The 26,037-nt window shown below is 73.2% G+C and carries 24 protein-coding genes and 1 pseudogene; 10 read left to right on the top strand and 15 right to left on the bottom strand.

Features of this window, described 5'->3' with window-relative positions:
- Positions 1–9 precede the first annotated feature (9 nt).
- The 4 genes from ABGB05_RS26400 to ABGB05_RS26385 all read left to right on the top strand — a co-directional run bounded on the left by ABGB05_RS26400 (position 10) and on the right by ABGB05_RS26385 (position 2,728).
- A complete protein-coding gene (locus ABGB05_RS26400) occupies positions 10–375 on the top strand; it encodes a lycopene cyclase domain-containing protein (protein WP_347656420.1) in 366 nt (121 codons plus the stop codon).
- Positions 372–803 (top strand): lycopene cyclase domain-containing protein, encoded by a 432-nt coding sequence (locus ABGB05_RS26395; RefSeq protein ID WP_347656418.1) that lies wholly within the window; start codon positions 372–374, stop codon positions 801–803. Before ABGB05_RS26400 ends, ABGB05_RS26395 begins: the two co-directional genes overlap by 4 nt.
- A gap of 130 nt (positions 804–933) precedes the next feature.
- A complete protein-coding gene (locus ABGB05_RS26390; protein ID WP_347656416.1) occupies positions 934–1,929 on the top strand; it encodes an ATP-binding cassette domain-containing protein in 996 nt (331 codons plus the stop codon).
- A gap of 7 nt (positions 1,930–1,936) precedes the next feature.
- Positions 1,937–2,728, top strand: coding sequence for an ABC transporter permease (locus ABGB05_RS26385; RefSeq protein WP_347656414.1), 792 nt, complete (start codon positions 1,937–1,939; stop codon positions 2,726–2,728).
- Here the strand turns inward: ABGB05_RS26385 and ABGB05_RS26380 are convergent.
- From ABGB05_RS26380 to ABGB05_RS26365, 4 genes are all read right to left on the bottom strand, one after another.
- A complete protein-coding gene (locus tag ABGB05_RS26380) occupies positions 2,670–5,336 on the bottom strand; it encodes an AfsR/SARP family transcriptional regulator (RefSeq protein ID WP_347656413.1) in 2,667 nt (888 codons plus the stop codon). The two genes, ABGB05_RS26385 and ABGB05_RS26380, sit on opposite strands and share 59 nt — an antisense overlap.
- Positions 5,231–6,061 (bottom strand): BTAD domain-containing putative transcriptional regulator, encoded by an 831-nt coding sequence (locus ABGB05_RS26375; RefSeq protein WP_347656411.1) that lies wholly within the window; start codon positions 6,059–6,061, stop codon positions 5,231–5,233. Before ABGB05_RS26375 ends, ABGB05_RS26380 begins: the two co-directional genes overlap by 106 nt.
- A gap of 146 nt (positions 6,062–6,207) precedes the next feature.
- On the bottom strand, positions 6,208–7,785 hold the full coding sequence (mptB, locus tag ABGB05_RS26370; protein ID WP_347656409.1) for a polyprenol phosphomannose-dependent alpha 1,6 mannosyltransferase MptB: 1,578 nt from the start codon (positions 7,783–7,785) through the stop codon (positions 6,208–6,210).
- Between the two features lie 86 nt (positions 7,786–7,871).
- Complete coding sequence (locus ABGB05_RS26365) at positions 7,872–8,954, bottom strand: polyprenyl synthetase family protein (RefSeq protein WP_347656407.1); 1,083 nt, start codon at positions 8,952–8,954, stop codon at positions 7,872–7,874.
- Between the two features lie 173 nt (positions 8,955–9,127).
- Between ABGB05_RS26365 and metF the strand changes: the two genes are divergently transcribed.
- Positions 9,128–10,045 carry a methylenetetrahydrofolate reductase [NAD(P)H] gene (metF, locus tag ABGB05_RS26360; RefSeq protein WP_347656405.1) on the top strand — a complete coding sequence of 306 codons (918 nt, stop codon included), beginning with the start codon at positions 9,128–9,130 and terminating at the stop codon, positions 10,043–10,045.
- A 57-nt stretch (positions 10,046–10,102) separates the two neighbouring features.
- A pseudogene (locus ABGB05_RS26355) lies at positions 10,103–10,783 on the top strand (CDP-alcohol phosphatidyltransferase family protein); the annotation flags it as partial.
- A 301-nt stretch (positions 10,784–11,084) separates the two neighbouring features.
- Here ABGB05_RS26355 and crtI read toward each other — a convergent pair.
- The 7 genes from crtI to ABGB05_RS26320 all read right to left on the bottom strand — a co-directional run bounded on the left by crtI (position 11,085) and on the right by ABGB05_RS26320 (position 16,996).
- Entirely contained in the window at positions 11,085–12,584 is a 1,500-nt protein-coding gene (gene crtI, locus ABGB05_RS26350) for a phytoene desaturase family protein (protein ID WP_347656403.1), read from the bottom strand.
- Positions 12,585–12,638: 54 nt separating this feature from the next.
- Positions 12,639–13,778 (bottom strand): glycosyltransferase family A protein, encoded by a 1,140-nt coding sequence (locus tag ABGB05_RS26345; protein ID WP_347656467.1) that lies wholly within the window; start codon positions 13,776–13,778, stop codon positions 12,639–12,641.
- Positions 13,779–13,783: 5 nt separating this feature from the next.
- Positions 13,784–14,653 carry a carotenoid biosynthesis protein gene (locus tag ABGB05_RS26340; RefSeq protein WP_347656401.1) on the bottom strand — a complete coding sequence of 290 codons (870 nt, stop codon included), beginning with the start codon at positions 14,651–14,653 and terminating at the stop codon, positions 13,784–13,786.
- Complete coding sequence (locus tag ABGB05_RS26335) at positions 14,650–15,204, bottom strand: GNAT family N-acetyltransferase (RefSeq protein WP_347656399.1); 555 nt, start codon at positions 15,202–15,204, stop codon at positions 14,650–14,652. Before ABGB05_RS26335 ends, ABGB05_RS26340 begins: the two co-directional genes overlap by 4 nt.
- The gene (locus ABGB05_RS26330) at positions 15,201–16,007 is read right to left on the bottom strand and encodes a monooxygenase (RefSeq protein ID WP_347656397.1); all 807 of its coding nucleotides are present in this window, start codon (positions 16,005–16,007) and stop codon (positions 15,201–15,203) included. Before ABGB05_RS26330 ends, ABGB05_RS26335 begins: the two co-directional genes overlap by 4 nt.
- Positions 16,004–16,492: a YbaK/EbsC family protein gene (locus tag ABGB05_RS26325; RefSeq protein ID WP_347656395.1), complete on the bottom strand. Its 489-nt coding sequence runs from the start codon at positions 16,490–16,492 to the stop codon at positions 16,004–16,006. Before ABGB05_RS26325 ends, ABGB05_RS26330 begins: the two co-directional genes overlap by 4 nt.
- 120 nt (positions 16,493–16,612) lie before the next feature.
- Positions 16,613–16,996 carry a VOC family protein gene (locus ABGB05_RS26320; RefSeq protein WP_347656393.1) on the bottom strand — a complete coding sequence of 128 codons (384 nt, stop codon included), beginning with the start codon at positions 16,994–16,996 and terminating at the stop codon, positions 16,613–16,615.
- Between the two features lie 306 nt (positions 16,997–17,302).
- On the opposite strand from ABGB05_RS26320, the gene ABGB05_RS26315 reads away from it, so the two are divergent.
- Positions 17,303–18,004: a phosphatase PAP2 family protein gene (locus ABGB05_RS26315; protein WP_347656391.1), complete on the top strand. Its 702-nt coding sequence runs from the start codon at positions 17,303–17,305 to the stop codon at positions 18,002–18,004.
- A gap of 85 nt (positions 18,005–18,089) precedes the next feature.
- On the opposite strand, the gene ABGB05_RS26310 is transcribed toward ABGB05_RS26315, so the two are convergent.
- Entirely contained in the window at positions 18,090–19,070 is a 981-nt protein-coding gene (locus ABGB05_RS26310) for an EamA family transporter (RefSeq protein ID WP_347656389.1), read from the bottom strand.
- Between the two features lie 221 nt (positions 19,071–19,291).
- Between ABGB05_RS26310 and ABGB05_RS26305 the strand changes: the two genes are divergently transcribed.
- The 3 genes from ABGB05_RS26305 to ABGB05_RS26295 all read left to right on the top strand — a co-directional run bounded on the left by ABGB05_RS26305 (position 19,292) and on the right by ABGB05_RS26295 (position 22,814).
- A complete protein-coding gene (locus ABGB05_RS26305; protein ID WP_347656387.1) occupies positions 19,292–20,938 on the top strand; it encodes an RICIN domain-containing protein in 1,647 nt (548 codons plus the stop codon).
- Between the two features lie 470 nt (positions 20,939–21,408).
- Positions 21,409–21,858 carry an SAV_6107 family HEPN domain-containing protein gene (locus ABGB05_RS26300; RefSeq protein WP_347656385.1) on the top strand — a complete coding sequence of 150 codons (450 nt, stop codon included), beginning with the start codon at positions 21,409–21,411 and terminating at the stop codon, positions 21,856–21,858.
- 194 nt (positions 21,859–22,052) lie between these two features.
- Complete coding sequence (locus ABGB05_RS26295) at positions 22,053–22,814, top strand: hypothetical protein (RefSeq protein WP_347656383.1); 762 nt, start codon at positions 22,053–22,055, stop codon at positions 22,812–22,814.
- A gap of 112 nt (positions 22,815–22,926) precedes the next feature.
- Here the strand turns inward: ABGB05_RS26295 and ABGB05_RS26290 are convergent, their stop codons facing one another.
- The 3 genes from ABGB05_RS26290 to ABGB05_RS26280 all read right to left on the bottom strand — a co-directional run bounded on the left by ABGB05_RS26290 (position 22,927) and on the right by ABGB05_RS26280 (position 26,035).
- Positions 22,927–23,754, bottom strand: a complete 828-nt coding sequence (locus ABGB05_RS26290; protein ID WP_347656381.1) for an LppX_LprAFG lipoprotein — start codon at positions 23,752–23,754, stop codon at positions 22,927–22,929.
- A 294-nt stretch (positions 23,755–24,048) separates the two neighbouring features.
- The gene (locus tag ABGB05_RS26285; protein WP_347656379.1) at positions 24,049–25,338 is read right to left on the bottom strand and encodes an alpha/beta fold hydrolase; all 1,290 of its coding nucleotides are present in this window, start codon (positions 25,336–25,338) and stop codon (positions 24,049–24,051) included.
- On the bottom strand, positions 25,331–26,035 hold the full coding sequence (locus ABGB05_RS26280) for an RDD family protein (protein ID WP_347656377.1): 705 nt from the start codon (positions 26,033–26,035) through the stop codon (positions 25,331–25,333). The genes ABGB05_RS26285 and ABGB05_RS26280 overlap by 8 nt, the downstream gene beginning before the upstream one ends.
- Positions 26,036–26,037: the final 2 nt, after the last annotated feature.

Genomic DNA, 26,037 nt, shown 5'->3' with positions numbered 1-26,037 from the left:
CGGCGCGCCATGGGCCACCTCGGCTACCTGGCGGTGCTCGCGGGCTGCCTCGGCTGCGCGCTGTGGCTGGAGCCGGTACTGCGGGTCAACGTGCTGCGCCGCTGGCGACGCCTGCTGCTGACCCTGCTGCCGGTGGTCGTGGTCTTCGTGCTCTGGGACCTGGCGGCGATCGCCGCCGGACACTGGACGTTCGACCCGGAGCAGACCACCGGCGTCCTGCTCCCGGGTGGACTACCACTGGACGAGGTGCTCTTCTTCGTCGTCGTACCGGTCTGCGCGATCCTCGGGTTCGAGGCGGTCCGGGCGGTACGGCGCTGGCCGGCCGGCGACGAGCCGCCGCCCGCGAACGGGTCGGCGCGGGGCGAGGTGTCGTGAGCTACACGGCGGCGGCGCTGCTCGGGGTGGTCGGCGTGCTGCTGGTCGACCTCCTCGTGCTGCGGACCCGACTGGTGCTGCGGCCGGTCTTCTGGGCGACGTACCCGATCATCGTCTTCTTCCAGTTGGTCTCCAACGGCATCCTGACCGGTCGGCGCATCGTCCGCTACGACCCGGACGCGATCATCGGCTGGCGACTCGTGTACGCGCCGGTCGAGGATCTGCTCTTCGGGTTCGCCCTGGTCCTGCTCACCCTGGCGATCTGGGTCCGGTTGGGCCGGGCCGGCGTACAACGTGGTCCGGTGGCGGGCGAGGGTGCGCCGCCGCCGTGGTCACGACTCCTGCGACGGCGGGACGCCGACGGGGCCGGAAGCGGCGGGACGCCCGCACCGGCACCGCCCGAGGTCGATCGTCGCGAGGTGTCCTGAGCGCCTGTCTCCTCGGACGGGGTATCGAACCTGGAGCGTTCACGGGCGGTTTCGGCGGGGTAGCGGCGCCCCGGAAGCGCTGAAACCACGGTGAAACCGCCACGATCCGGTCCGGCGGCATGGTCTGCCCATGACGAACATTCCGACCGGACCGGCCATCGCGGTGACCGGCCTGCGCAGGTCGTACGGCAGGCAGGTGGTGCTCGACGGCATCGACCTGCGGGTGCCCGAGGGCACCGTTTTCTCGCTGCTCGGTCCCAACGGCGCCGGAAAGACCACCCTGGTCCAGATCCTGTCGACGCTGATCCGCGCCGACGCCGGCGAGGTCCGTATCTGTGGGCATGACGTGGTCCGCGATCCCGATCGCGTCCGGGCGGCGATCGGGGTCACCGGGCAGTTCGCCGCGGTGGACAACGTCCTGACCGGTGAGGAGAACCTCCTCCTCATGGCCGACCTGTACCACCTGGGTCGGGCCGAGGGGCGGCGACGCGTGGCGGACCTGCTCGAACGGTTCGATCTCGGTGGGGCAGCGAGGAGGCCCGCCGTGGCGTACTCGGGTGGCATGCGGCGCCGGCTCGACCTCGCCATGGGCCTGGTGGGCGACCCTCGGGTGATCTTTCTCGACGAGCCGACCACCGGGTTGGATCCGCGCAGCCGGCGGGACATGTGGCAGATCGTCCGGGACCTGGTCACCCGGGGCGTGACGATCTTCCTTACCACGCAGTACCTCGAGGAGGCCGACCAACTCGCCGACCGGATCGCCCTGCTCGACCACGGCCGGATCGTCGCCGAGGGCACCCCGGCCGAGCTCAAGCGGCGGGTGCCGGGCGGGCACGTCGAGCTGCGGTTCGCCGACGACCGTGCGCTGACCGCGGCCGCCGCGATCCTGGACGTCGCGCCGGATCCCACCGACGAGTCGCTGGTCCTGCGGGTGCCCGGCGACGCCGGCGTCCGCCCGCTCAAGGCCCTGCTCGACCGCCTCGACGCCGCCGCGCTCGAGGTGGACGGGCTGAGCGTCCATAGCCCCGACCTCGACGACGTGTTCTTCGCCCTGACCGGCCGGCCCGCCACGGCCACCGCATCCGCCGGCCCGGCGACCGTCCCACTTCCGGCCCCGAGAGGGTGACCACACCATGACCATGATGACCCTGGCCGTCCGCGACTCGGCCACCATGTTGCGCCGCCAGCTGCGGCACATGTCGCGCAAACTGCCCACGATGCTGATGCTGCTCGCCGTACCGATCATCTTCCTGATGCTCTTCGTCTACGTGCTCGGCGGCACGCTCGGCGACGGCATCGGCGGCGGCTCGGGCGGCCGCGCCGCCTACGTCAACTACGTCACACCCGGGATCCTGCTCATCACGATCGCCGGTGCCGTCCAGGGCACCGCGATCGCGGTGGCGATGGACATGACGCAGGGCATCATCGCGCGGTTTCGGACCATGGCGATCGCGCGGGTGTCGGTGCTGACCGGGCACGTGCTGGGCAGCGTGCTGCAGACCCTGCTCCAGCTCGCCGTCGTCCTCGGTGTGGCCGTGCTCGTCGGCTTCCGGCCCGACGCGACCGCGACCGAGTGGCTGGCGACCGCCGGAGTCCTCACCGCGACGACGTTCGCCCTGGTGTGGCTGGCCGTGGCGATGGGCCTGGCAACGAAGACCGTCGAGGCGGCGAGCAACCTGCCCATGCCCCTGCTCCTGCTGCCCCTTTTCGGCAGCGGATTCGTGCCCACCGACTCGCTGCCGGCCGGGCTGCGATGGTTCGCCGAGTACCAGCCGTTCACGCCGATCATGGAGACGCTGCGCGGCCTGCTCCTTGGTACGCCGAGCGGCGACAGCGGGGTGCTCGCACTCGGCTGGTGCGCACTGATCACCCTGGTCGGCTACCTGTGGGCGAAGTGGCTCTACAACCGGGACCGCACCCGCTGATCTGTTCCTCGGCCCGGGCCCGGCGGTTCGCCGGCTCCGGGCCCGCGTCGGGTCCGGCAGTGACCAGCTCCGGTGCCGCGTACCCGTCACCCGGGTCTCGGCGCCCGACCGGCGGTCGGGCGGTCGCCTCCCGGCCAGTGCGGCGCTGGCGCAGCAGGTGCAGCGCCGCCGCGCGGATCCCGGCCCGGTCCAGGCCGGCGTAGGACGACACCGCCTCGTCGTACGCCACCCGGTCGGCCTGCTCGGCGTCGGCCCGGACCACCGTCGCCGACATCGTCGGTTGGAAGATGCGCTGGAACCGGAAGCGTTCGGCGAGCGCGATCATCCGGGCTGCCGACCGCGCCAGGGCCGGGTCACCGGTCTGTCGGGCACGCGCAAGGTCCGCCATGGCCGTGGCCAGCAGCAGGGTGCCGCAGATCGGCTGTTCGACCAGGTACGGCGGTGGGTCGACCAGCGGATTCGTCAACAGGTCGGTGAGCAGCCCGGGCAGCGCGTCGGCGACCTCGGCGACGAGGTCGAGCCGGCCGTGCCGGGCGTGCGCGACGACGGCCACCGACCGGGCCTCGACCACCCACGGATCCAGATTGAGCCGGAGACCCGGGGCGGCGGTGCCGCCCTCGTCGCGGACCTGGTCGACGACCCGGCGCCAGAGCCGCAGGGCGGCCTCCACCTCGCCACGGGCGAGCAGCACCTCGCTCCGGATGGCGAGGTCGTAGCCGACCGTTCTGGTCTCCTCGTCGTCGAACGTGACCTGGGTGAGTCCGTCCAGCCACCGTTCGGCCTCGACGGTGTCGCCGAGCTGCAGGTTGGCCAGCACGAGCCAGGCCCGGACCCCGACCGTGTCGACCCGGGCGCCGAGTCGCCGCAGCAGCGGTAGCGCGGCGAGCAGATGGTCGCGGGCCTCCGTACCCTTTTCGGCTCGCAGGCAGAGTTCGGCGACCCTGCCGTGGCCGAGCGAGCGCGGCCACGGCAGGTCCCGGTCGGTGAAGAGGTCGAGCGCCCGCCGGGCCGTCTTCAACGCCGCGTCGACGTCACCGGCGGCCTCCCAGTGGTAACTGGCGACCATGTTCGCGGCGCCGGCCAGCAGCGGCTCGGCGCTGTCGCACAGCCGGTACAGCTCCGCGGGGTCGCCCAGCGCACGGATCACCCAGCCGACCGCCCGGACCACCGTGTCCGGCCGGGCCAGACCGAGCCGACGCAGCGCGACGGCTGCCCGTACCGGCCGCGGCCCCTCGGAACTGAACGTGTACAGCACGGCCATGGTCAGGGCGGTCCGGGTCGTCTCGACGAGGGCCGGCTCGGGTCGGTAGTGCGACAGCGGCCGAGAGACCTGCCGGATCAGCGTGGTGAGCCGTGGAAAGTTCGACTGGAGGGTCCACAGACCGCCGAGGACCGCGGCGACCGCCGCGACACCCGCCCGGTCGTCGCGATCGAGGGCCAGCCGGAGTACGTGGAGCAGGTTCTCCTGTTCCGCACGGATCACAGCCGCGGTGTGGTGGGCGTCGGGACCCAGCAGGTTCGCGTGGTGGGCCACGCCGAACTCCCGCCCCCACCGCAGGAACGCGGTCGTCACCTCGTCGCCCTCACCCGCGGCCGCCAGGCGCGCCGCGCTGAACTCCCGGACCGTCTCCAGCATCCGCAGCCGGGTACCCGACGGGGTGTCGAACACCTTGATCAGCGAGTGGTCGACCAAGTGTTCGAGGACCATGAGCACGTCCACCTCGGACGCGGTCGTGGGCAGCGAGCCGAGCAGCAGACGGGCGGCGTCGGTGGTGAACCCGTCGGCGAACACGGACAGCGCGCGCATCGCCGCCCGGCCAGCCGGGTCCAGCAGGTTCCAGCTCCAGTCCACGACCGCGTGCAGCGTGTGGTGACGGCGGGGCGCGTCCCGGGTACCGCCGCGCAGCAGGCCGAACCGGTCGTCGAGCCGCCGGGCGAGTTCCGCCACCGACATGATGCGGACCCGCGCGGCGGCCAGTTCGACCGCGAGGGGCAGCCCGTCGAGATGGCGGCACACCTCCTCCACGGCCGCCGTGGGCAGGTCGACGCCCGGCCGCGCCGCCCGCGCCCGCTGCCCGAACAGCTCGACGCTCGTCGCCAGGCTCAGCTCCGGCAACTGGTGGACCGACTCCGACGACAGCCCCAGCGGCATCCGGCCGGTGGTGAGGATCCTCAGCTCGCCGGTCATCGCCACCAGGGAAAGGACCAGGTCGGCGGCGCCGGCGACGACGTGCTCGCAGTTGTCCAGCACCAGCAGGGCCGGGCCGGTGGCGAGCGCGGCCGCGATGGCGGCCCTGACCCCGGCGTTGCCCGCGACGTGCCCGACCACGCCCGGCGCCCGCTGCCCGACCACGCCGAGGGCGGTCGCCACCTCGCGGGCCACGTCGTCGTCGGAGACGATGCCGGCGAGCGGTACGAAGGTCACCGTCGGCACCTCGGCGCGGCGGGCGATGACGTTGGCGAGCCGGGTCTTGCCGAGACCGCCCGACCCGACGATCGAGGTCACCCGGGAGGTACGCAGCAGTGCTTCCACGGCGGCGACGTCGTCGTCCCGGCCGAGCAGCGGGTTGGGCTCGTACGCGACGCCCTGCCGGACTGACGGCAGCACGCCCTGGAGCAGCCGCCGGTACTCGGCCTGCAGCGACGCCCCCGGATCGGCGCCGAGTTCGTCACGTCACGCAGTGTCCGCCGGTAGGTGTCGTAGCGGGCCAGCGCGGTGGCCGGCCCGACCGTCGCCGCCTCGCAGCGCAGCAGCTCGACCAGCACCTCCTCGTCACGCGGGCGCTCGACGGCCAGTTCGGCGAGCAGGTCCGCCGCCTCGGCCGGCCGGTCGAGACGGGCGAGGGCGAGCGCGCGGGCGCGGACCAGCGTGCGGTAGGTGACGCGCCGCTCCGCCCGCAACGCGGTGACCGGGCCGTCGGCCTCGTCGACCGGGCCGGGCTCGGCGCCACCCCAGAGGGCCAGGCCGGCGTCGGCGTGTGACAGTGCGGCGGCGTGGTCACCGGCACGCGAGCACCGGGCGGTGGCCGCCGCCCGGATCAGCATCGCCGAGCTGTCGACCTGGTCCTCGGTCAGCGTCAGCCGGTAACCGGTCGGGGTCCGGGCGATCACGTCGGCGCCGAGCTGGGACCGTGCCCGGGAGACGAGAACCTGCAGCGCCTTGGGCGGATTCTCTGGCTGCTCGTCCGGCCAGAGCCCCTCGATCAGCCGCCCGCTGCCGCAGCCCATGCGCAGGTCAGCGGCGAGCAGGGCGATGAGGTCCTGGAGCCGTGGACCCGCGACCTCCCGGCCCCGGAAGGAGAACCGCGACAGCAGGACGAGATCGGGGGACACGGTACGAGAGTACTGATCCCGCACCGCACCACGATCAGCGAAAACGGCCCGCCGCCGGCGGTGCCGGCGGCAGTTCCACGAGTCGGGCGACCGGCCGTCCCGCTCCGGGCGTACGCCGTGCCGGTCCGCCTCCGCTCTCCCCGGAGTCAGGGCGGCAACGAGCGCCCGGCGGCCCGCCTCCGTCGCGACCACGCCCGATAGCCGAGGACGGCGAGCACCACCACGAGCAGCACGTCGAAGAGCGCGCCGGGCAGCTTGCTGAGCACCGCCAGCCCCAACCCGTCGGGCAGGACCAGGAGGCTGGCCAGCACCACCAGGCCGGCGGCCCGACGGATCCACCGCCGGTCCGACAGACCCGCCGCGAGCACGGTGACGGCGGTCAGGGCGTACCAGGGGTAGAACACCGGGGAGAGCAGCGCGAGTGCCGTGAAGGCCAGGCCGGTCGCGACCACCACCCGGCGGCGGGCCGTCGGAGCCGGCGCCGAGGTCGCCGACCAGGCCCGGACAAGCAGGACGACGACCGTCGTGGCCAGCGCGACCAGCCCGAGCAGTCGAGCCACCCGGACCGCGAGGTCGAACGCCCCGGAGGCACCGGCCAGCCGCAGCAGGTAGCCGGCCGCCATGCCCAGCCCGGTCGGCAGCGACGTCCACTGCACCAGCCGGCCGGTGTCGGTGAGCGCGTCGAGCCAGCCCAGGTCGAGCCCGGTGGCCAGACTCAGCCCGGCGAAGGCGCCGACGCCACCTGCCACCACCACCGCCCCGCCGGTGGCGACCGTGCCGACCGGCGTCACCCCCGCAGGCCGGGCCCGACCGGCCGTCGGCTCAGCGGCCGCCGTCCGGGGTGTGCCGAGCAGGACGACAAACGGCAGCGCCAGCACCGCCGTGACCTTGACCGCGACCGCCAGCCCCAGCAGTACCCCGGCCCCGCCGAGCGCCGCGGTTCTGGCGGTGGTCGCCCCGCCTGACAGGCTCAGCCAGAGCGCTGCCGACACCAGGCCCACCATCAGGGCGTCGTTGTGCACCCCGGACACCGCGTGGATCATGACCAGCGGCGAGAGCAGACCGAGCCACGACGCCCGCACCGGATCGACACCGCAGGCCCGGGCGAGCCGGGGCAGGCAGCCCGCGACCAGCAACAGACCGGCCAGCGCCACCACCCGGAGCAGTACGACCGCGATCAGTAGCTGGGTGTCGGTGGACGCGGCGGCCAGGCGGGCGAGGGTGACCACCCCGCCGGAGGTCACCACCGCCAACGGCCCGTACGGGGTCGGGGTCTGCCGCCACAACCCGGGCACCGCGTCCGACCAGACGCATCCGCCCGGCAGCACTCCCATGCTGTACGGGTCGACGCCGTCGCGCCACAGCGCACCCTGACAGGCGTACGCGTAGGCGTCCCGGCTCCCGGTCGGTGGTGCGAACAGCAGGGGAGCCGCCCACAGCAGGCCGGTGCCGAGCAGGTGACGGAGCCGTACCGTCCCCGGTGGCAGTGCGACGAGGTGCGCGCCGAGGCGCCACCAGGCGGTGGCGAGGACGGCCAACCCGACCAGCCAGCCGGCGAGCCCCCACCAGTAGCTGGCCGGCGCGGTCACCGCACCGTTCGGCAGGACGGCGGCGTCGGCGTCGCCCGCCGGCAGCGCACCCGCACCGTACGCGCCCGCCGTCATCAGGACGGTGCCGGCGAGCCCGGTCAGCCGGAGCCGGGCAAGACGGTCCCGGGCAGGCACGCCTTCGATCCTCGCACGGGAGCGACCGCCGGACCCGGGTGTCGGGGAAGGCCCCTTCCCCGACCAGACGGGTCCTTCCGGACAGCTCAGTCCTTGCGGCGGGTGGCGACCACGGCCAGGTCGACCAGGACCTCGCGGGCCTCGGGTTCGAGTGCGACGCCGTGCAGGGCGGCGAGTGCGGTGTCGGTCAGCGCGGCGATGCGCCGCTCGGTGCGGTCCAGGGCGCCGCTGGCCGTGATCACCTCGCGGAGCGCGTCGACGCCGGACGGATCGAGGTCGGGGTCGCCGAGCCGGCTGCCGAGCAGTTCCCGCCCGGTCGCGTCGGTGGCCTCGAAGGCGGCGGCGATCAGATAGGTGCGCTTGCCCTCCCGAAGGTCGTCGCCGGCCGGCTTGCCGGTCTGCCCGGGGTCGCCGAACACCCCGAGTACGTCGTCCCGGAGCTGGAACGCCTCGCCGAGCGGCAGCCCGTACCCGGAGTAGGCGTCCCGGACGGCGGCGGGCGCGTCGGCCAGCGCGGCGCCGAGCAGCAGCGGACGCTCGACGGTGTACTTCGCGGACTTGTACCGGGCGACCTTGCTGGCCCGCTCGACCGAGGTGTCCCGGCTGGCCTGGGCGAGTACGTCCAGGTACTGCCCGATGGTCACCTCGGTGCGCATCTCGTCGAAGACCGGCCGGGCCCGGCTGACCACCACCGGGTCGAGGCCGCTGCCGTGCAGCAGTTCGTCGGACCAGACCAGGCAGAGGTCGCCGAGGAGGATGGCGCTGGCGTCACCGAAGCCGGCCGGGTCGCCGGCCCAGCCCGCCGCCCGGTGCCGGGCGGCGAACCGGCGGTGGATGGACGGCTCACCGCGCCGGGTGTCGGAGCGGTCCATCAGGTCGTCGTGGATCAACGCGCTCGCCTGTACGAACTCCAGCGCGGCCAACCCGCTGACGATGTTGTCGGAGTCGGGGCCGCCGGCGGCCCGGTAGCCCCAGTAGCCGAACGCCGGCCGGAGCCGCTTGCCCCCGCCGAGCACAAACGCCTCCAGCGCGTCGGCGACCGGGGCGAGTCCGTCGTCGACGTCGGCCATCCAGGCACGCTGGGTGGCGAGGAAGCTGGCCAGGGCGGCGTCGACCCGCCGGCGGAGGTCAGCGCGGTCCACCGGTGGGATGGGGTCGGGTTCGGTCACGCCCTGACGCTAGTGGATCGCCGGATCGGGCCTGTCGCGGCAGGCCTCCGCGGTTCCGTCGGGGTCGGGGGCCCGCTGCTGACCGGCGGCCGGGTGTCCGGCGGAAACGGACACCGGGCCCGTACGGTGCGGGAAAGGGCGGGAGGGACCTTCCGAACCGGTAGAGTCACCTCGTGGCGCTCGGTCTCCCCTCCGTACTCCCCGACTCGCAGCCGTCGATCGGGGACCTGGTCCGTGGTTCCGGACCCACCTTCTCGTTCGAGTTCTTCCCGCCGAAGACGGAGAAGGGCGAGCGGCTGCTGTGGCAGGCGATCCGTGAGTTGGAGTCGCTGCGTCCGTCGTTCGTCTCGATCACCTACGGTGCCGGTGGTTCGACCCGGGACACCACCGTCTCGGTGACGGAACGGGTCGCCACCGAGACGACCCTGCTGCCGATGGCACACCTGACCGCGGTCAACCACTCCGTCGCCGAACTGCGGCACGTGATCGGACGGTTGGCCGGGGCCGGGGTGCGTAACGTCCTCGCGGTGCGGGGGGACCCGCCGGGCAACCCCACCGGGGAGTGGATCGCGCACCCCGAGGGCGTGCGGTACGCCGAGGACCTGGTCCGGCTGGTCCGCGAGTCGGGCGACTTCAGTGTCGGCGTCGCCGCCTTCCCGTACAAGCATCCCCGCTCGCCGGACATCACCACCGACACCGAGTACTTCGTCCGCAAGTGTCGGGCCGGTGCCGACTTCGCGATCACCCAGATGTTCTTCGACGCCGACGAGTACCTCCGGCTGCGGGACCGGGTCGCGGCCGCCGGCTGCGACACGCCGATCCTGCCCGGGGTGATGCCGGTGACCCAGATCGGCACCATCGAACGCTCCGCGCAGCTTTCCGGGGCGCCGTTCCCGTCCGCGCTCGCCGCCCAGTTCGAACGGATCGCCGACGATCCGGAGGCGGTCTACCGGCTCGGCATCCAGCAGGCCAGCGAGATGTGTCGGCGACTGCTCGACGAGGGCGTGCCGGGTATCCACTTCATCACCCTCAACCGGTCCACGGCGACGCGGGAGGTCTGGCAGAACCTCCAGGTCGGAGTCCGGGCGTGAGATCGGCGACCGCGCCCCGGGCGCGACCCCGGGTGCCGTCCGACGGTTGAGCCAGAGGTGGGCAACCGGTTGACCTGGGACGAGTACGCCGTCAAGTGGGCACGGCTGCACGGCGGCTTCGACCCCCGGATGGCGACCACCTCGGTACGGCGCTGGCTGCGGATGTCGTACGTGCTGGGTTGTGTCCTGGCCCAGCTGCGGGTGTCGCCGACCGCGGTGACGGTGGTCGGCGTCCTGCTCTGTGTCGGTGTCCCGGTGACCATCGCCCGGACTCCCACCGGCGCGTTCGGCCCGGTGCTCGCCGCCGTCCTGGTGCTGCTCGCGTCGGTCGCGGACAGCATCGACGGGGCGGTCGCGGTGGTCACCGGCCGGACGACCCGCCTCGGCTACGTCTACGACTCGCTGGCCGACCGGGTCGGTGAGGTCGCCTGGCTGGTCGCATTCTGGCTGCTGGGAGCCCCGGGCGGGCTGGTGGTGACCGCCGGGGCGCTGTCCTGGCTGCACGAGTACACCCGGGCCCGGTCCGTCTCGGCGGGGATGAAGGAGATCGGCACGGTCACCGTGGGAGAGCGGCCGAGCCGGGTCAGCATCGCCGTGGTCGGCCTGCTGGTGGCCGGACTGGCCCGGCTGGTCATGCCGGAGCTGGCGGCCGGCACGATCACGCTGGCCACCGCGATCTGGGTGCTGCTCGGCATCTTCGGAATGGTCCAACTGCTCTCGGTGGTCCGTCGTTCCCTGGACCGCACCGAGCCGACCGGTAACCAGACGGCGACCAGGCAGCCCGGAGCGACCGGCCCGGAGCCGACCCGACCGGGGTCGGTCGGCCCGGGAGCGGACCCGGCGACGGCCCGCCCGGGGCCGGGCGGTCCGACGACGGCCGCGGAGGCGGCCCGCCGCGAGTCGATCGGTCGGGCGGCTCCGGCCGGCCGGGAACTGGTCCGCCGGGAGCCGACCGAGGTGGAGGTGACCCCGCGGGAACCGGGCGGGCCCGAACCGCCCGGCACCCTCCGCTGACCCCTCGCGACTGGTGGACAGCCGCTCAGCCGGGGCCGATCCGGTCGGCGACGATCTGGGCGGAGAGGGTCACCATCGGCAGGCCGCCGCCGGGGTGGGTGGAGCCGCCGACCAGGAACAGCCCGTGCACCGGTCCCCGGTTCGACGGCCGGAGCAGGCCGCCGGTGCTGCCGTGGATCGCCCCACCCGGTGCACCGGCCGTGCCCGCCAGGTCGGCCGGGGTACGCACCTCCCGGAAGACCAGCCGGTCCCGTACGTCGACCCCGCGCGCGGCCAGCACGTCCAGGACGTGGTCGGCGTAGGCGTCCGCCAGTCCCGGGCGCCGCCAGTCGATCCCGCCCAGCGTGCGGCTCTGCCGGGCCGCGTTGACCAGCACGAACCACGCCTCGTGCCCGGCCGGCCGGCCGGTCGGGTCGGCGGGGGCGCTGACGAAGACGGTCGGGTCGGGCACCGGCCGGGCCGGTACACCCCGGCCCGGATCGCCGAAGACCGCGTCGAACTCGGCGTCGTAGTCGGTGGGGAAGAAGACGTTGTGGTGGGCGAGTCCGGACTCGCCGCGTACCCCGAGCAGCAGGACAAAACCCCCCAGGCTCCGGTCGGCGAGCCGGGTCAGCCGGTCGGGGGTCGGCAGCAGGTCCCGGTAGAGGGTCAGCGCGTCCACGTTGGCCACCACCACGTCGGCCGGTACCCGGGTACGGCCGAGCCGTACCGCGTGCACCCGCCCGCCGGCCGCGTCGATCCCGGTGACCGTGGTGCCGGTCGCCACCACGACCCCGAGGTCGAGGCAGCGGGAGAGCAGCGCGTCGGCGAGTGTGCCGAGCCCGCCACGTGGATACCAGGCGCCGAAACGCAGCTCGGCGTAGGGGATCGCGACCAGGGCGGCCGGTGCCCGGCGCGGGTCGGCCCCGGTGTACGTGGCGTACCGGTCCAGCAGCATCCGCAGCCGGGGATCCCGCAGGTGCTGTCGGCCCAGCCCGCGCAGGGTCCGGCCGGGCGCGATCGCGGCCAGGTCCGGCAGCCGCCAGGCCAGCCGGGTCAGCGCCAGCGGCGAGTCGACGGCGGTGCGCAGCACGTCCCGCCAGGAGGCGTCCCAGACCCGTCCTGCCCGCCGCCACAGGCGCTGCCAGTCCCGGGCCGCCGGTTCGCCGAACGCGGCGCCGATCCGGGCTGCGAAGACGGCCGGGTCGGGGCAGGAGTCGAGCACGGTCGCCGGCGCGTCGGAACCGCCGTGCGCCGCCGGGAAGTGGTGTCGGACGATCGGATCGAGCGGGATCAGGTCGAGGTACTCGTCGAGTTTCGCGCCGGTCGCCTCGAACAGGTCGGCGAAGACCCGTGGCAGGGTGAGCAGGCTCGGGCCGGTGTCGAAGCGGAACGTCCCGACCTCGGTCTCCCGTTCGTACCGGCCGAGTTTGCCGCCGACCACCTCGGCACGTTCGTAGACGGTGACCTCGTGTCCGAGGGCTGCCAGCCGGGCCGCGGCGGCCAGACCACCCACTCCGGCGCCGACCACGACCACCCGCGCCACGAACCGTCCGCCTCCTCCCCGCCCCGCTGGTGTCCGCTGTCTCCGAGCGGCGGCTCAGCGCACCGGGCGTCCCCGCCAGCGCAGCCGTCCCCGCCTCCGCAGATGGTACGACCGTACGGTCAGCCAGCAGAGGAGCACGACCGACAGTGGGTGTGCCAACCCGTCCGGCCACTGCCGGCCGCCGGTCGCCCGGGCGGTGAGCAGCCGCCCGGTGACCCCGAACAGGTAGCCGGCCAGTCCGCCCAGGGCCGCCGTGGCCGACCCGGCCAGCGCCGCCCCGATCGCCAGCAGCGGCGGTACCGCGTACAGCAGCAGGAGCAGCAGGAGGACGGCGGCGGCGCCGACGGGCGGGCCGAATGCGGCCCACAGCGACTTGCCGTAGCCGTCCCGCAGCTCGGACCAGGACCGGTACATCCGGCAGTCGGCCAGCGTCGACCCGTCGGCGAGGGCGATCCGGCCGCCGGAGCGTTTGACCGCCCGGGCCAGTTCGATGTCCTCCAGGATCCGGTCCCGGACCGCCGTGTGCCCGCCGGCCCGCCGGTAGCCGGCCCGGTCCAGCACCAGGAACTGGCCGCCGGCCGCCGCCAGGCTCGGCCGGGCCGACCGTTCCATCACCCGCAGCGGCAGGAAGGTCAGCCAGAGCCACTGCAGCAGCGGTTGGACCAGTCGCTCGGCCGCCGACCCGGTGACGATCCGGGGGTACGGCGACAGCAGCGTCGCGGAGGCCGTCCGCAGGGCCGCCACCGCCGCCGCCACCGCGTGCGGGGCGAGCACCACGTCGGCGTCGACGAAGACCAGCACCGTCGCCGCCGGCCCGGCCCGGTCGGCGAGCTGCTGACACGCGTACGGCTTGCCGAGCCAGCCCGGTGGCGGCGGTGTGCCGGTCAGCAGGCGTACCCGGGGGTCGTCGCCGGCCACGGCCCGGACCACGTCGGCGGTGCCGTCGGTCGACCCGTCGTCGAGTACGACGATCTCCAGCTCGGGTACGCCCCGCTGGGCCAGGAGCGCACGCAGGCACGGGGTGACCCGGTCCACCTCGTCACGCAGCGGCAGCAGTACCGCGACGGGTTCCCGGACCGTCGCCCGGTCGGGGGGCCGGCGGAGTCGGCGGGCGGCGTTGTGACCGGCGTGTGCGGTGAGCCCGCCGACGAGACCGGCGACGGTCCAGGCGAGCACGGTGAGCAGGGTGTCCATCCGGTTCATCCGGTCGGGGTGCCGCTGCCGGCGGTGGTCGGGGCGCCGCCGGGGCCGGGCAGGACGCGGCGGTGGCGACGGGCCAGGGTCACCGCGAGCGGGCCGGCGACGACCGCCATGGCCAGGGCACCCCAGCCGGCCGAGGCGGGCAGGCCGAGGAAGACCGCGTGGGCGAGGAGGCTGGCGAGGTACGTCCAGAGGTAGAGGGCGTACATCGGTGGGTCCGTGTCGTCCGCCACCCGGGCGGCCCGGCCGGCGACCGGGCCCAGCAGTGCCATCAGCAGGGTGGCGAAGAGCAGCCAGCCCAGGTAGTTGCTGACCGGCACCGTCGGTATCCCCGGTAGCGACGGGTCCGGGTCCCGCCAGCTCCAGTAGCCCTCGGCGACCATCTGCGGGTCGAGGAAGACGTCCCAGCCGGCGAGTCCGACGGCGGCCAGCCCGACCCGGCCCGGTCCCGGGCGGCTCAACCGGACCGCGGCGAGCCAGGCGGGCCAGGCCATCCAGGTCCAGGCGAGCGGGATGACCAGGGGCACCCCGGCCAGTTTCGGGCCCAGTTCGCCGGAGTAGTGGTAACCGCCGAACGGCACCCCGGTGGTCACGCCGAGCAGTTCGACCCCCAGGCCCCCGCCGGTGGTGACGAGCACCAGCGCCGCCGCCGTACGCGGACCGCGGCTGAGCAGGGCGTGGCTCACCGACAGCAGGTAGCCGAGGACAACCGTGGCCACGGTCAGCCGGGCCCGGGCGGTGCCCCCGGTCAACGGGTAGCAGATCTGGGCCAGCACCAGTACGCCGAGGAGGAACCAGGGCAGTCGGCGGGCCAGCGACCCGGCCGGGTGACCGTCCGGCGGGACCACCGATCCCGGCCCACGCCTCATGGTTGTGGAGACGGCGCCAGCGGCAGGGTCCGGCCGAGTACGGCGAAGGCCCGCTCGTCACCGGGGAAGTGGAAGTCCCGCAGTACGTCCACGAAGCCGAACCGTCGGTACAGCCGCCAGGCCCGGGAGGTCCGCTCGTCGGCCTCCGGGGTGGAGAGCAGGGTGGTGCCGCCGGGCGCCATGCCGAGCAGGGCACGCAGCTGCCGGGCGCCGAGCCCGTGCCCCTGGGCGACCGGGCGGACGTGCAGTTCGACGACCTCGAAGCAGTCGGCGAACCAGGTCTTCCGGGCGTCGTCGGTCAGCGCACGGTGCACCTGGTCGTGCCACCACTGCCCGGGGGCGGAGAGGTATCCGTAGCCGAAGCCGACCAGGTGCCCGTCGGTACTGACGGTGGCGACCGCCCGGAAGCCGGGGCGACGTACGTGGGTCGCGATGTAGCCACGCCGCGACTCCAGGAGCTCCGGCCGGTAACCCATCGCCTCGCCGTAGACCGCCACCACGTCGTCGAGCCGTCGGGCGAGATCGTCCGGCTGCCACGGCACCAACCTCATGCTCGTCCGCTCCTCACTCCCGGCCAGGGTCGGGGCTCCTGGTCGTCGTCGGTCGTGACCCGGTCGAGCACCGCCGGGTCACCAGCGAGATCACACACCTCGAACCGGGCGAACAGTTCCTCGGCGTACCACCGTTGGATCGGGGTACGCATGATCGCCGCCCGGTGCTCGGGGTGACGGTACGCGAAGTCGGTCAGGTGCGCGGCGTCACGCCAGATGCTGACCGTGCCCTGCCAGCCGAGCGGTGCCTCGCCGATGCCGAACCGGGCCAGCAGGCCGGGTGTCTCCCGCAGCGCGGCGGCGACCGGGGGTACGGCCCGCCAGAAGGCGACGGCCCGGTGGGGGCGTAACCGGGCCCGGGTGAGGGCGAGCAGCGGCCGGTCGGACCCGGTGGGCGCGGCGGGCGGGGGAAGGGTGCCGAACGGTTCGGTACCGGCCCAGCGTCCCCGACTGGCGAGTGGGCGCAGGTCGAGCCGGGCGCCGGCGTGGGCGAGCCGGCCCCAGGCCCGGCCCACCGGTGTGGTGTCGAATCCGGCGGCCCGGGCCGGGTCGGCCCAGACGACCAGGGCGGCCCACCGGGTCGGGTCGGCGTCGGTCGGCCCGAAGCCGTCACCGTCGCCGGTGCCGAGCAGCTTGCCGAACCGTACGCCGGGGGTGGCCCGCAGTCGGTGCCGGTCGACCGCCATCCGGGCCAGGGCCCGGGGCAGCGATCGCCGGGGTACGCGCCAGACGTGCAGGGTGACCAGCCGGGCGGGCCCGGTCCCGGGGTACGCCGGACCGGCTCCTGGGCCGGGCCGGGTCATGCCACCTCGGCGGCGCTGCCAGCGGTGATCCGGAGCAGTTCGGCGTAGGTGGTGGGGAAGACGGCCTGGGGGACCCCGCCGGCGGCCCAGACCTCGGGGTGGTCGGCGAGTGCCGTGTCGACCAGGGTCCGGACCGGTTTCGGGTGCCCGAGCGGTGCGACGCCGCCGATCGGCTGGCCGGTGTGCTCCCGGACGAACTCCGGGGTGGCCCGCTTGAGCTTCCCCACCCCGAGCATCGCGGCGACCCGGGTGGTGTCCACCCGGTGCGCTCCAGAGGTGAGGACCAGCAGCGGTTCGCCGTCCGCGTCGAAGATCAGCGAGTTGGCGATCTGGCCCACCTCGATCCCGAGCGCGGCGGCCGCCGCGGCCGCGGTGTGTACCGCCTCGGACAGGACGCGGATCCGGCTCTCCGCGCCGGAGCCGTCCCGGGCGCCCGCGTTGTCGAGCGCGTCCTGCACCGTCTGCACGTTGGGATGTGACTGCATGGGCATCATCTTGCCCGGAACCCGGCGGGTGTCCCCAGTCGAATTGCCGTCATCCGGCCCGGGGCGGATGACGGTGCCGCCCGCCGGCGGCCGGGGTACGGCCTGCCGGCGGGAGACAGTTCAGCGGGGCCCGTTCCAGTCGACGAGTTGGACGATGACGCCGTTGGGGTCGCGGACCTGGAAGGCGCGTTCGCCCCACTCCTCGGTGGTCAGCGGCATGGTGATGGTCACCCCTTCGGCCTGCAGCCGGGCCAGTTCCCCCTCCAGGTCGTCGACGACGAAGGCGAGGATCAGCCCCCGGGCGTGGTCGTCGCGCTGGTCCGCCGGCAACGTCGCCAGGCCCCGACGCAGGAAGACGACGTTCATGCCGGCGTCGTCGCGGGTCAGCGAGGCGAAGCCGTCGGCGGCCATCTCCTGGCGGAAGCCGAAGTGGGTGGTGAGGAAGTCGCTGGAGGCGGCGACGTCGTCGACGTTCAGCGAGACGGCGGATGAGGTGATCTTCACACGTGCTCCTCGATGTTCCTCGGGGCGGGACGAAACTCCGTTCATTGTACACCGTACAGCGTATAGAGTTTTGCCCCGCCGGCCCCTGGTGCCTGCGGGCCGTCCCCGGTCGCGGTACGCCACGGCGTGGCGCATGCGACAAATGCCGCAGCTGGTCCACTGTGAGGAGATGATCGATTGCGGTTCGGCCCACGGGGTGGCGACGCCGGCGCGGCTGTCGACGTCGGCGCCGCTGACGAAGGTCGTACGGCAGAGATGACCTTCGGGCGGAGTCAGGGAACCTCGTCGTGGCTACCTTGGGGCGCCATGACGATCATGCGACGGATCCTGGTGGCGGTACTGGCGCTGGTGGCGGGGGGAGTCGTGGTGGCCCTGCTCGCCCCGGGGGGCCTCGGTGACCCACGGTTGCGGGTGGTGACCGACGGGCCGTCCGCCGAGGCGTACCGGGCGGTGGTCGGTGGGGCCGGACGCCTGCCGGACTGGCTGCACGCCCCCGGCGAGCACGTCGCCCTCGCCGGGGTGTTGACCATCGCCGGTCTGCTGGCCTGGACGGGGTGGACCGGGTGGCGACGTCGCAGCCCGGCGGCGGCCGGTGCCGTCCTGGTCGTGCTGGGCGCGGTGTCGGCGTACCTGACCAGCGAGGCGGTGAAGTTGGTGGTCGACCAGGAACGGCCCTGTCGGGCGTTCGGGGACGTGGTCACCTGGGTGCCGTGCCCGCCGCCCGGTGACTGGTCCTTCCCGAGCAACCACTCGACGGTGGTCGGGGCACTGGCCGCCGGACTGGTCGTCCTGGCCCCGCGACTCGGCTTCGTCGCCGTACCGGTGGCCGGCGTGGTGGCGGCGATGCGGGTGGTGGCCGGGGTGCACTATCCGCACGACGTACTGGCCGGGCTCCTGCTCGGCGCGACCACCACCATCGCGCTGCTGGTGACGTTGACCCCGGTCGCCGAACGGCTGACGGCACGGTGGTACGCGGGTCGGTTGCGACCGGCCCGACCGCGGCGGTGACCGGACCGCCGGTCGGGACCGCGCCCGGAGGGTGACCGGACGGACGGGTCGGCCGCCCCGGCGGTCGGCGGGAGCCGTGGGTCGGTCAGCGGGGGGCGGCGACCACGTCGGGGGCCGGTGCGGGGGTGCCGGGCGCGGCCGGTGGCGCGCTGGTCCGGGCGGTCTCGGCGAGCGCGACGCCGGCCAGCACCAGCAGGCCGCCGGCGAGCTGGGCGGCGTTGAGCGCCTCGCCGACCCCGAGCACGGTCCAGGCGACCGCGGCGGCGATCACCGGTTCGACCATGCCGAGGATCCCGACACTGGTCGCGGGGAGGTGCCGTAGCGCGCCGGCGACCAGCAGGTACGGCACGATCGAGCCGAGCAGGACGACGTACCCGCAGAGCAGCGCGACCGGTACGCCGGCGTCGGTCGTCGCGCCCAGCGGCTCCCAGCCGCCGGTCCCGTCGGTGACCACCCGGACCAGCAGCCCGGCCACGGCGGAGGTGCCGAACGCCCAGGTGGTCAGCGACAGGGTGTCCCGTTCCTGGACGCCGCGGGCGCCGAGCACGTAGTAGCCGGCCAGCAGGACGGCGGCGCCAAGCCCGGCGAGTACCCCGAGCGTGTCCAGTTTGAGTTCCCCCCAGACCTCGGCCACGCAGGCCAGTCCGACGAGGCTCAGCGCCAGCCCGGCCCAGAGCCGGGACCGGACCTGCTGGCGCTGGCCGAACCGGGCCCAGAGGGCGACGAGCAGTGGGGCGGTGTACTCGAACAGCAGCGCGATCCCGACCGGCATCCGGGAGATCGCGACGAAGTAGAGCATCGGGACGAGGAAGAACCCGGCCAGGCCGTACCCGATCAGCAGGGGGAGCTGTCCGGCGGTGACCCGGAGCCGGCGGATGCCGGGCCGCAGGAGCAGGCTCAGCGCGAGCAGGCCGACGAACGCGCCCGCGGCGCGGAGCAGGGTGAGCTGTGGTGCCTCGACGCCGGCCTGCAGTACCAGTTTCGAGACGGTGCCGTTGACCGCGAAGAGGACACCTGACGAGAGCACCATCAGTACGCCGAGCGCCGGCTTCCGTGTTGTCGCCACCGGATGAGGCTACCCGGTGAGATGTCAGGAGCTAAGTGAGTATCGGCCATTACGCCGAGCGGGCGGCGCGGCCCCGGACCCATCGACGGCATTGACTGTATTGAAACGATTCGATACGTTGCCTGGATGCTGGGAAAGCCTTTTCCCCCGTGCTCGGTCAACTCGTCGGGCGGTTTTCCCGGCCACCGTTCCCAGCCTCAGCCTCAGCCTCAGGAGGACCGATGACACCCATCACCAGCAGGATCCCGCCCGACGCCGGAACCCGACGCCGGGGCTGGCGTGGCGCCCTCGTCGTGGTCGTCGCGGCGCTGCTGGCCGGTACGGCGGTCGGCGTGGCGCCTGCCGCCGCGGCCACCATCGACACCGGCGCCTGGTACGTGTTCGTCTCGCGACACAGCGGCAAGGCGCTCGACGTCTACAACTTCGCCACCAACGACGGGGCACCGATCGTGCAGTGGGCCCGCAACGACGGTAACCAGCAGCAGTGGCAGTTCGTCAACGCGGGCAACGGCTACTACAAGATCAGATCCCGGCACAGCGGCAAGGTCCTGGAGCTGCCGAACGCCTCCGACGGCACCCAACTGGTGCAGAACGCCGACAACGGCTCGAACCGCCAGCACTTCGGGGTCGCCGACTCCGAAGGCGGGTACGTGCGCTTCGTCAACCGGCACAGCGGCAAGGCGCTGGACGTCTGGGAGTGGTCCACCGCCGACGGCGGCATCGTCGCCCAGTACCAGGACCTGGGCGGCTACAACCAGCAGTGGCAGCTGGTCCGGGTCGGCTCGGGCGCCGGCGGTGGTGGCGGCAGTGCCGACTGCGGCAGTGGCTCGTTCCACGCCGAGGCGGTACTGAACGGCGGCACCTGGACCGCCCGCAACGGTGGCAGCACGGTCTACACCGGCAGTGACATGCGTTCCGCCATGCAGGCCGCGGTGAACAGCCTGTCGTCGGGGCGTACCTCGAAGCAGCGGGTGGTGGTCCGGGGTTCGGGTTCGGTGAGCGCGAACTCCCGGCTGTCGCTGCCCAGCTACACGATCCTGGACGTCTGCGGCACGATCAACGTGACCGGTTCCGGATCCGGGGACCAGGCCCCGGTGTACGCCCGTGGCGCCACCGACATCGAGGTGCAGCACCTCACCCTGACCGGGTCGCCGCTGTACGGCATCTTCATGCGCAACGTGAACAACCTGACGCTCGGCCAGATCGACATGCGGCTCTCCGCCGGGCTCGGCGTCCGGATCGACAACCACGGCGGGGACCGGGCGGTGAAGGTCCGCAACATCCGGATCGACAACGTGTACGTCCAGGGCACCCGCAGCCAGGGCGTGGAGACGTACGGGGTGGACGGGTTGACCGTCGGCACCGTGACGGCCCGCAATGTCGGCGAGTCCGGACTGCTGCTCAACGACACCATCAACGCCACCATCGGTACGGTCGACGCCGACAACGCCGGCGCCGGCACCGGGTACGCGGCGTTCCGGATGGCCAACCGCAACGGTCGGGTGGGCAGTGGCTACCCGACGAACATCCGGGTCGGCACGGTGATCGCCCGGGGTGGTGGGCGCGGGATCTTCTGTGTGTCGGAGAGCGGCGGCGCGGTGATCGACCGGGTGACCATCTCGAACACCGGAAACAACTCGATCCTGATCGAGAACTGCTACAACGTCACCGTTGCCGGGCAGTCGGGGACGGTGACCGGCGGCGGTGAGGTCCGGATCGCGGCCCGGTCGGAGTTCCCGATCTCCTCCGGCATCACCCTGCAGAACCTGACGGTGAGCAACACCAACATCACCCAGAACCCCTGCGGCGGTGCCAACAACGTGATCCGCAACGTCACCCGGAACAACTCCACGCTGAACTGGTGCTGACCTTGGCCTGGTGCGGTCCGACCGCCCCGGTTACTTGCGTTCTTGTCGGTGTCGGGGTGTACTCTCTCCAGTAGTTAGAACGAGTGTTCGATTGGGTGAGAGTCGATGCCACTCACCTCGATGGCAAACGCCTCGACGCGGGTCACTCTCCCCGGACCGGACGCTCGGGCAGACGCCGGGGGCGGCGTTCGCGGCGTGACCCCCGGAGTGCGGTTTTCGCGGACCGCACGGGCTTCGGAGCCGCGATTCCGGAGCCCTCAGGCGGATCACCGTCCGCCGCCCACGACCCCCGGGCGGCGTGCGGTCGAACCGCCGGGTCGGCCGGCCGGGTGTGGTGTGGGGAAGCGTCCACATCCGGCCGGCGACACTCGTCGCGCCTTCCCCCACGCGGCGGGTCGTCCGGCTCGAGAGCGTCACCGCCGATCTCCGGTGGTGGCGTGGTGAATGGGTGACGCGGAGGAGACAGTCCCATGCCGACCAGCCAGGCTCAGGCGCCGACGGTGCCGTCGCACGTGCTGCCGCACCGCACCCCGGCCCAACTACTGAAGATCGCCCGAATGGGGCTGGCGGAAGCCGCCGAGACCAGACCCGACGGCCTGCGGTACGCGGCGGCGCACCTGGCCGCCCTGCGTGCCGCCGCGGCGCTGCTCGCCGCCCGGGCCCGGCCCGCGCCGACCCGCCGTAACCGGGTCACCAGTGTCTGGGCCCTGTTGGTGGTGGTCGCCCCCGAGCTGGGGGAGTGGGCCAACTACTTCGCCACCGGCGCGACCAAGCGGGCCGCCGCCGAGGCCGGCATCCCGCGGGTGGTGAGCGCCCGGGAGGCCGACGACCTGCTCCGCGCCGCCGAGCAGTTCGTCGCGGTGGTCGAGGTGGCGCTCGGCCTGGCCAATCAGCCCGTGCTCGACGGCATCGCCGCCTGAGTCGGGTCCGGGCGCCCAGGCGCGTCCGGGTGTGGTCGGGGCGGACCAGAGACGGACCGGCGGCGATGCCGTCGACCGGAGACAGGCAGCACCTGGTACAGGGCAGCTCCGGAGGCGGCCAGCACCTACCGGGAGCAGGGGAATGCCGGGGACAGGGCGGCACCGGGGACAGGCGACACGGGGGGCGGGGCACTATGGCGGGGCGGATGGTGCTCGGGTCCACTGCCCTGGCCGGGCTGGTCCGACCGGCGTCCGGTACGGCGTCGACCGACCCGCACCGGACGCTACCGGTGCTGCCGGAACTGGCCGGGCTGCTGCCGCAGCGCGGGCTGCGACGCGGTAGCACCGTCGTGGTCGGGGCCACTCAGTCCGGGCCCAGCGGCAGCACCTCGCTGATGTTGGCGCTACTCGTCGAGGCATCCCGGGCCGGATCGTGGTGTGCCGTGGTGGGGGTGCCCACGCTCGGCGCGGCCGCCGCCGCCGAACTCGGCATCGCACTGGACCGGCTCGCTCTCGTACCCCATCCCGGCCCGGAGTGGGCGACCGTGGTCGCCGCCCTGATCGACGGGGTCGACGTGGTGGTCGCCGCGGTTCCCGGCACCGTCTCCGCCTCGGTCGCCGACCGGCTGGCCGCTCGGGCCCGCCAGCGGGGCAGTGTGTTCGTACCGTACGGCCGCTGGACCGGGGCCGACCTCACCCTCCAGGTGCTGCGCGGCCGGTGGGAGGGCCTGGGGCAGGGGCACGGACGGCTGCGACGGCGGGAGGTGACCATCTCCGCCCGGGGTCGGGGGACGGCAGCCCGGCCGAAGGAGATCCGGGTCTGGATGCCCGGCGACCGGAAGACCCGGACGGCGGCGTCGCCCCCGGTCGCGGCCTCGACCACGGTGGCGCCCACCGGACGTCAGACCCCGCCCACCGGACGTCAGACCCCGCTTGCCGTCGTCCGGACCCGGTGACTCCGGGCACCCCGGTCGGAGTGCCGCCGGGTCCCCACACAAACCGCCGTGTTCCGTCCGCCGGGATCCCGACGGACGGAACACGGCGGAGTGGCCGTGCAGGGATGATGACTCAGCTGGTCGGCAGGCCTTCCAGGCCCTTCAGCATGTCGGCGAAGTCGGCGGTCTCCGACTCGGCCGGGGTCTCGATGTTCACCGGCTTGCCGTAGTCGGTGTAGTCGATCTTCATGTCGCTCATCGTGCCCATCACCATGTGCGCCCGGCGCGGCAGGTACTGCTCGTCGACCCAGAGGTCGATCTTGACCTCCTTGACGCCGTTCTTGGTCAGCTCCTGCTCGACCGTCTTGCGCGCGTCCGCGTCCATCTGTCCCAGGTAGGTCGCCACCGGGGTGGTCACGGTGTAGTGGACCGTGCGTACCCCGTTCAGCGTCTCCTCGCCGACGACGGTGGTCCCCTCGGTCGCGAGCAGCGTCTTGACCTGCTTGGTCGGGTCGATGTCCTCGAGCTGCTTGGCGAAGTCCATGCCAGCCTGGGCTCCGGCGGCGCCCAGGTCCATCTTGAACCAGCGCTTCCCGCCCATGGTCGAGCGCTCCGCCTCGGGCACCTCGACGTAGATGACGGTGCCGATCATCCGCATGGTCATCGCGCCCTCCGGCGCGTCCATCGTCATCTCGGCCTTGACCGGGTCACGCAGGTCCAGGACCCCCCGCATGTTGATCTTTTCGCCCGCGGCCGTGCCCTCCACGGTCATGGTCACGGAATTGGCTTTGTCGGTGGTGTCGACGATCTTCTGCAACGAACCCTTGAGGTCGCTGGCGAGCTGCTCGAGCACGCTCGGCTTCGACCCGTCCGACGGACCCGCGTTCGAACCGCAGGCGGTCATCGTGAGTGCCGTGAGTGCGGAGACCGACAGGACCGCGGCGCTCTTCCAACGTGACAAGTGACAGCCTTCCCCCGAGAGATGGATGGGGAACTCCCCCCATAGACGGGTGACACGCTATCCCAACCGGTCAACCCGGGACGGTGGACCCCAGCTGGGACGGGGGCGGCCCGGACGACCGGACGGCGGCCACCCCGGGCCAGTGAACCTTTTCAACCTGAACCGCGCGGCGCATGCATCCCGACTTCCACCTGCGCCACGACGGACCGCAAGGGGAGGTTGAAAAAGGTTCAGTGTGGACGTGCGCCGTCCCCGCTTTGCCGCGCGCCGTCCCACCAGGGAGAACCCGCACTCTCACCAGGGAGAATCCGTACCGAGGTAGGCCGGTTGGGGCAGCGGCTGGTCGAGCAGGAACGCGCGGACGAGCGCGTGGTACAACCGGGGCCGGTCGGTGGGGATGGTGTGTCCCGCATCCCCGACACCGACCAGGGTGGCGTTCGGCAGCACGTTCCGGTACTCGCGGGTGATCGGCCAGGCGAGGTAGTCGCACTCGCCGCGCAGCACCAGTACCGGCGCGGTGGCCTGGCGAAGCGTCGGTCTCGGATCAGGTGCCCGTTCGGCGTCGAACGCGGTCGCGGCGTTGGCCCAGAAACCGAACCCGCGAGGCTCGTCCGGAGCTCTCACGGGTCGGACCGCGCATCCGGGTCGCATGTCGAGGTCACCGACGAGCGACTCGAACACGCCGTCCAGCTGTTCGTCGGGAAGCAGGGTACGAGCGACCCGCGGACCGGCCACCGACATCAGCACGTGGGCGAGCAGAAGCTGCGGGTGGCGGGAGACCGCGGACCGCTGGTCGTGGCGACCGGCGTCGGTGAACCGCTCGGTCTCGGAGACCGCCGGTGCCCACAGTTCGCCGGGCGAGGAGACGACCGCACGGTCGACCCGGTCGGGATGTGCGGCGAGGTAGTGGGCGATGAGCGTACCGCCCCACGAGGCACCGACCAGGACGAGCCGGTCCGCCCCGACCGTCCGCCGGATCGCCTCCAGGTCGGCGACGTGCCGGGCCACCGTGTACTCCCCGGCGTCGGCCAGGCGTCCGGACAGGCCGGAGCCGACCTGGTGGTAGTCGTACACGGGGAAACCGGCGGCGGTGAGCTCGGCCGCGAGCGCGTCCTGAGGCCCGCCGGGGGCGCCCGGACCACCGTGTACGAGGACAACCGGCGTGGGGCGGATCTCACCCCGGGCCGGGAAGTGCAGGTAGGCGATGCGCGAGCCGGTGGACAGTTCCCAGTACCGGACATCGTCGGTCTGGATGACGGGGGTGCTGGGCGGTGCCGGTGCGAAAAGGAACGCGCCGAACAGGACCGTCACGCCGGCCAGGGTGACCGTCGTGACCGCTCCGGTCAGCCAGGTACGGCTACGGCCCCGGGCGGTGATCCAGCGGCCGGCGAGCCGGACGAGCCCGCCGGTGCAGACGAGTGTGGCCAGCCCGGCCCCGACCACGGCCGCGCCCCGGCTGCCGGTGACCGCCGCGACCGCGAGCAGCGTGGCGATCGCAACCGGCACACCAGCCAGGGCCGCGACCACGACGCCGGACCAGGCGACCACCCGCTGCGGCAGGGAGGGACGCTTCGGCTCACCCATCGCTGACGACCTTGCTGCCGGTCACCCGGTCCAGCAGACGTCGCCGGTCGCCCCACAGCAGCGGAATCCAGTCCAGCCAGGCGAGTGGCCCGAGGAGGAAGCTGAGCCGGCGTAGCAGCGCCGTCCCGGTGGAGATCCGCAGGCCGTCCTCGGTGACGACCCGCAGCCGCAGCATCCGCTTGCCCGGGGTGGTGCCGGCCCGGCTCTCGAGGATTCCCAGACCGAGGATCGACCAGAGCAGTGCGGCCGGTACACCGATCGCCCGGAACAGCCCGGCGCCCGGGTACGCCTCGGCGCCGCAGTCCAGCGGGGTGACCGTCGCACAGAAGCCGCCGATCTCGAGGTACGGCGTGGGTGGGAAGGTCGCGGCGAACCCACCGCCCGCGGTCGACGCGCGAACGACGTCGAGAACGAACAGTGCGATCGTCACCCCGATGAGCGGCAGATTGTCGACGGCCGCGGCCGCGAACCGCCGCCCCGGAAGGGCGAGGGGCCGGGTCCGTTCCCCGGCGAACGACTTCGCCGCGGACTCTGGACTGCCCAGCCGGTCCAACGCCGCCGCCAGTTCGTCGGCCTCGGCGGCGTCGGTCAGGTGCCCGACGAGTTCGGCCCGGCGTTGCCGGCGTTCGTCGGGCGGTGCGACCAGGTGTCGGGCGAACTCGTCGGCGAACTCGTCGATCCGTTGTTGTTCGGTCATTG

Source organism: Plantactinospora sp. B5E13, from assembly GCF_039871775.1.
In the GTDB taxonomy this organism is placed as follows: Bacteria; Actinomycetota; Actinomycetes; order Mycobacteriales; family Micromonosporaceae; genus Plantactinospora.
Note: the sequence above shows the minus strand (reverse complement) of the source record. Positions and strands in the feature narration are given on the sequence as shown.

Bases quoted from the DNA above. Each gene is read 5' to 3' on its own strand.
- ABGB05_RS26335 (WP_347656399.1), bottom strand. From the start codon at position 15,204: ATGAGGTTGGTGCCGTGGCAGCCGGACGATCTCGCCCGACGGCTCGAC.
- ABGB05_RS26315 (WP_347656391.1), top strand. From the start codon at position 17,303: ATGACGATCATGCGACGGATCCTGGTGGCGGTACTGGCGCTGGTGGCG.
- ABGB05_RS26330 (WP_347656397.1), bottom strand. From the start codon at position 16,007: ATGACCCGGCCCGGCCCAGGAGCCGGTCCGGCGTACCCCGGGACCGGG.
- ABGB05_RS26345 (WP_347656467.1), bottom strand. From the start codon at position 13,778: ATGGACACCCTGCTCACCGTGCTCGCCTGGACCGTCGCCGGTCTCGTC.
- ABGB05_RS26390 (WP_347656416.1), top strand. From the start codon at position 934: ATGACGAACATTCCGACCGGACCGGCCATCGCGGTGACCGGCCTGCGC.
- ABGB05_RS26285 (WP_347656379.1), bottom strand. From the start codon at position 25,338: ATGGGTGAGCCGAAGCGTCCCTCCCTGCCGCAGCGGGTGGTCGCCTGG.
- ABGB05_RS26305 (WP_347656387.1), top strand. From the start codon at position 19,292: ATGACACCCATCACCAGCAGGATCCCGCCCGACGCCGGAACCCGACGC.
- ABGB05_RS26400 (WP_347656420.1), top strand. From the start codon at position 10: ATGGGCCACCTCGGCTACCTGGCGGTGCTCGCGGGCTGCCTCGGCTGC.
- ABGB05_RS26300 (WP_347656385.1), top strand. From the start codon at position 21,409: ATGCCGACCAGCCAGGCTCAGGCGCCGACGGTGCCGTCGCACGTGCTG.
- ABGB05_RS26295 (WP_347656383.1), top strand. From the start codon at position 22,053: ATGGCGGGGCGGATGGTGCTCGGGTCCACTGCCCTGGCCGGGCTGGTC.
- ABGB05_RS26280 (WP_347656377.1), bottom strand. From the start codon at position 26,035: ATGACCGAACAACAACGGATCGACGAGTTCGCCGACGAGTTCGCCCGA.
- ABGB05_RS26340 (WP_347656401.1), bottom strand. From the start codon at position 14,653: ATGAGGCGTGGGCCGGGATCGGTGGTCCCGCCGGACGGTCACCCGGCC.
- ABGB05_RS26385 (WP_347656414.1), top strand. From the start codon at position 1,937: ATGACCATGATGACCCTGGCCGTCCGCGACTCGGCCACCATGTTGCGC.
- ABGB05_RS26325 (WP_347656395.1), bottom strand. From the start codon at position 16,492: ATGCAGTCACATCCCAACGTGCAGACGGTGCAGGACGCGCTCGACAAC.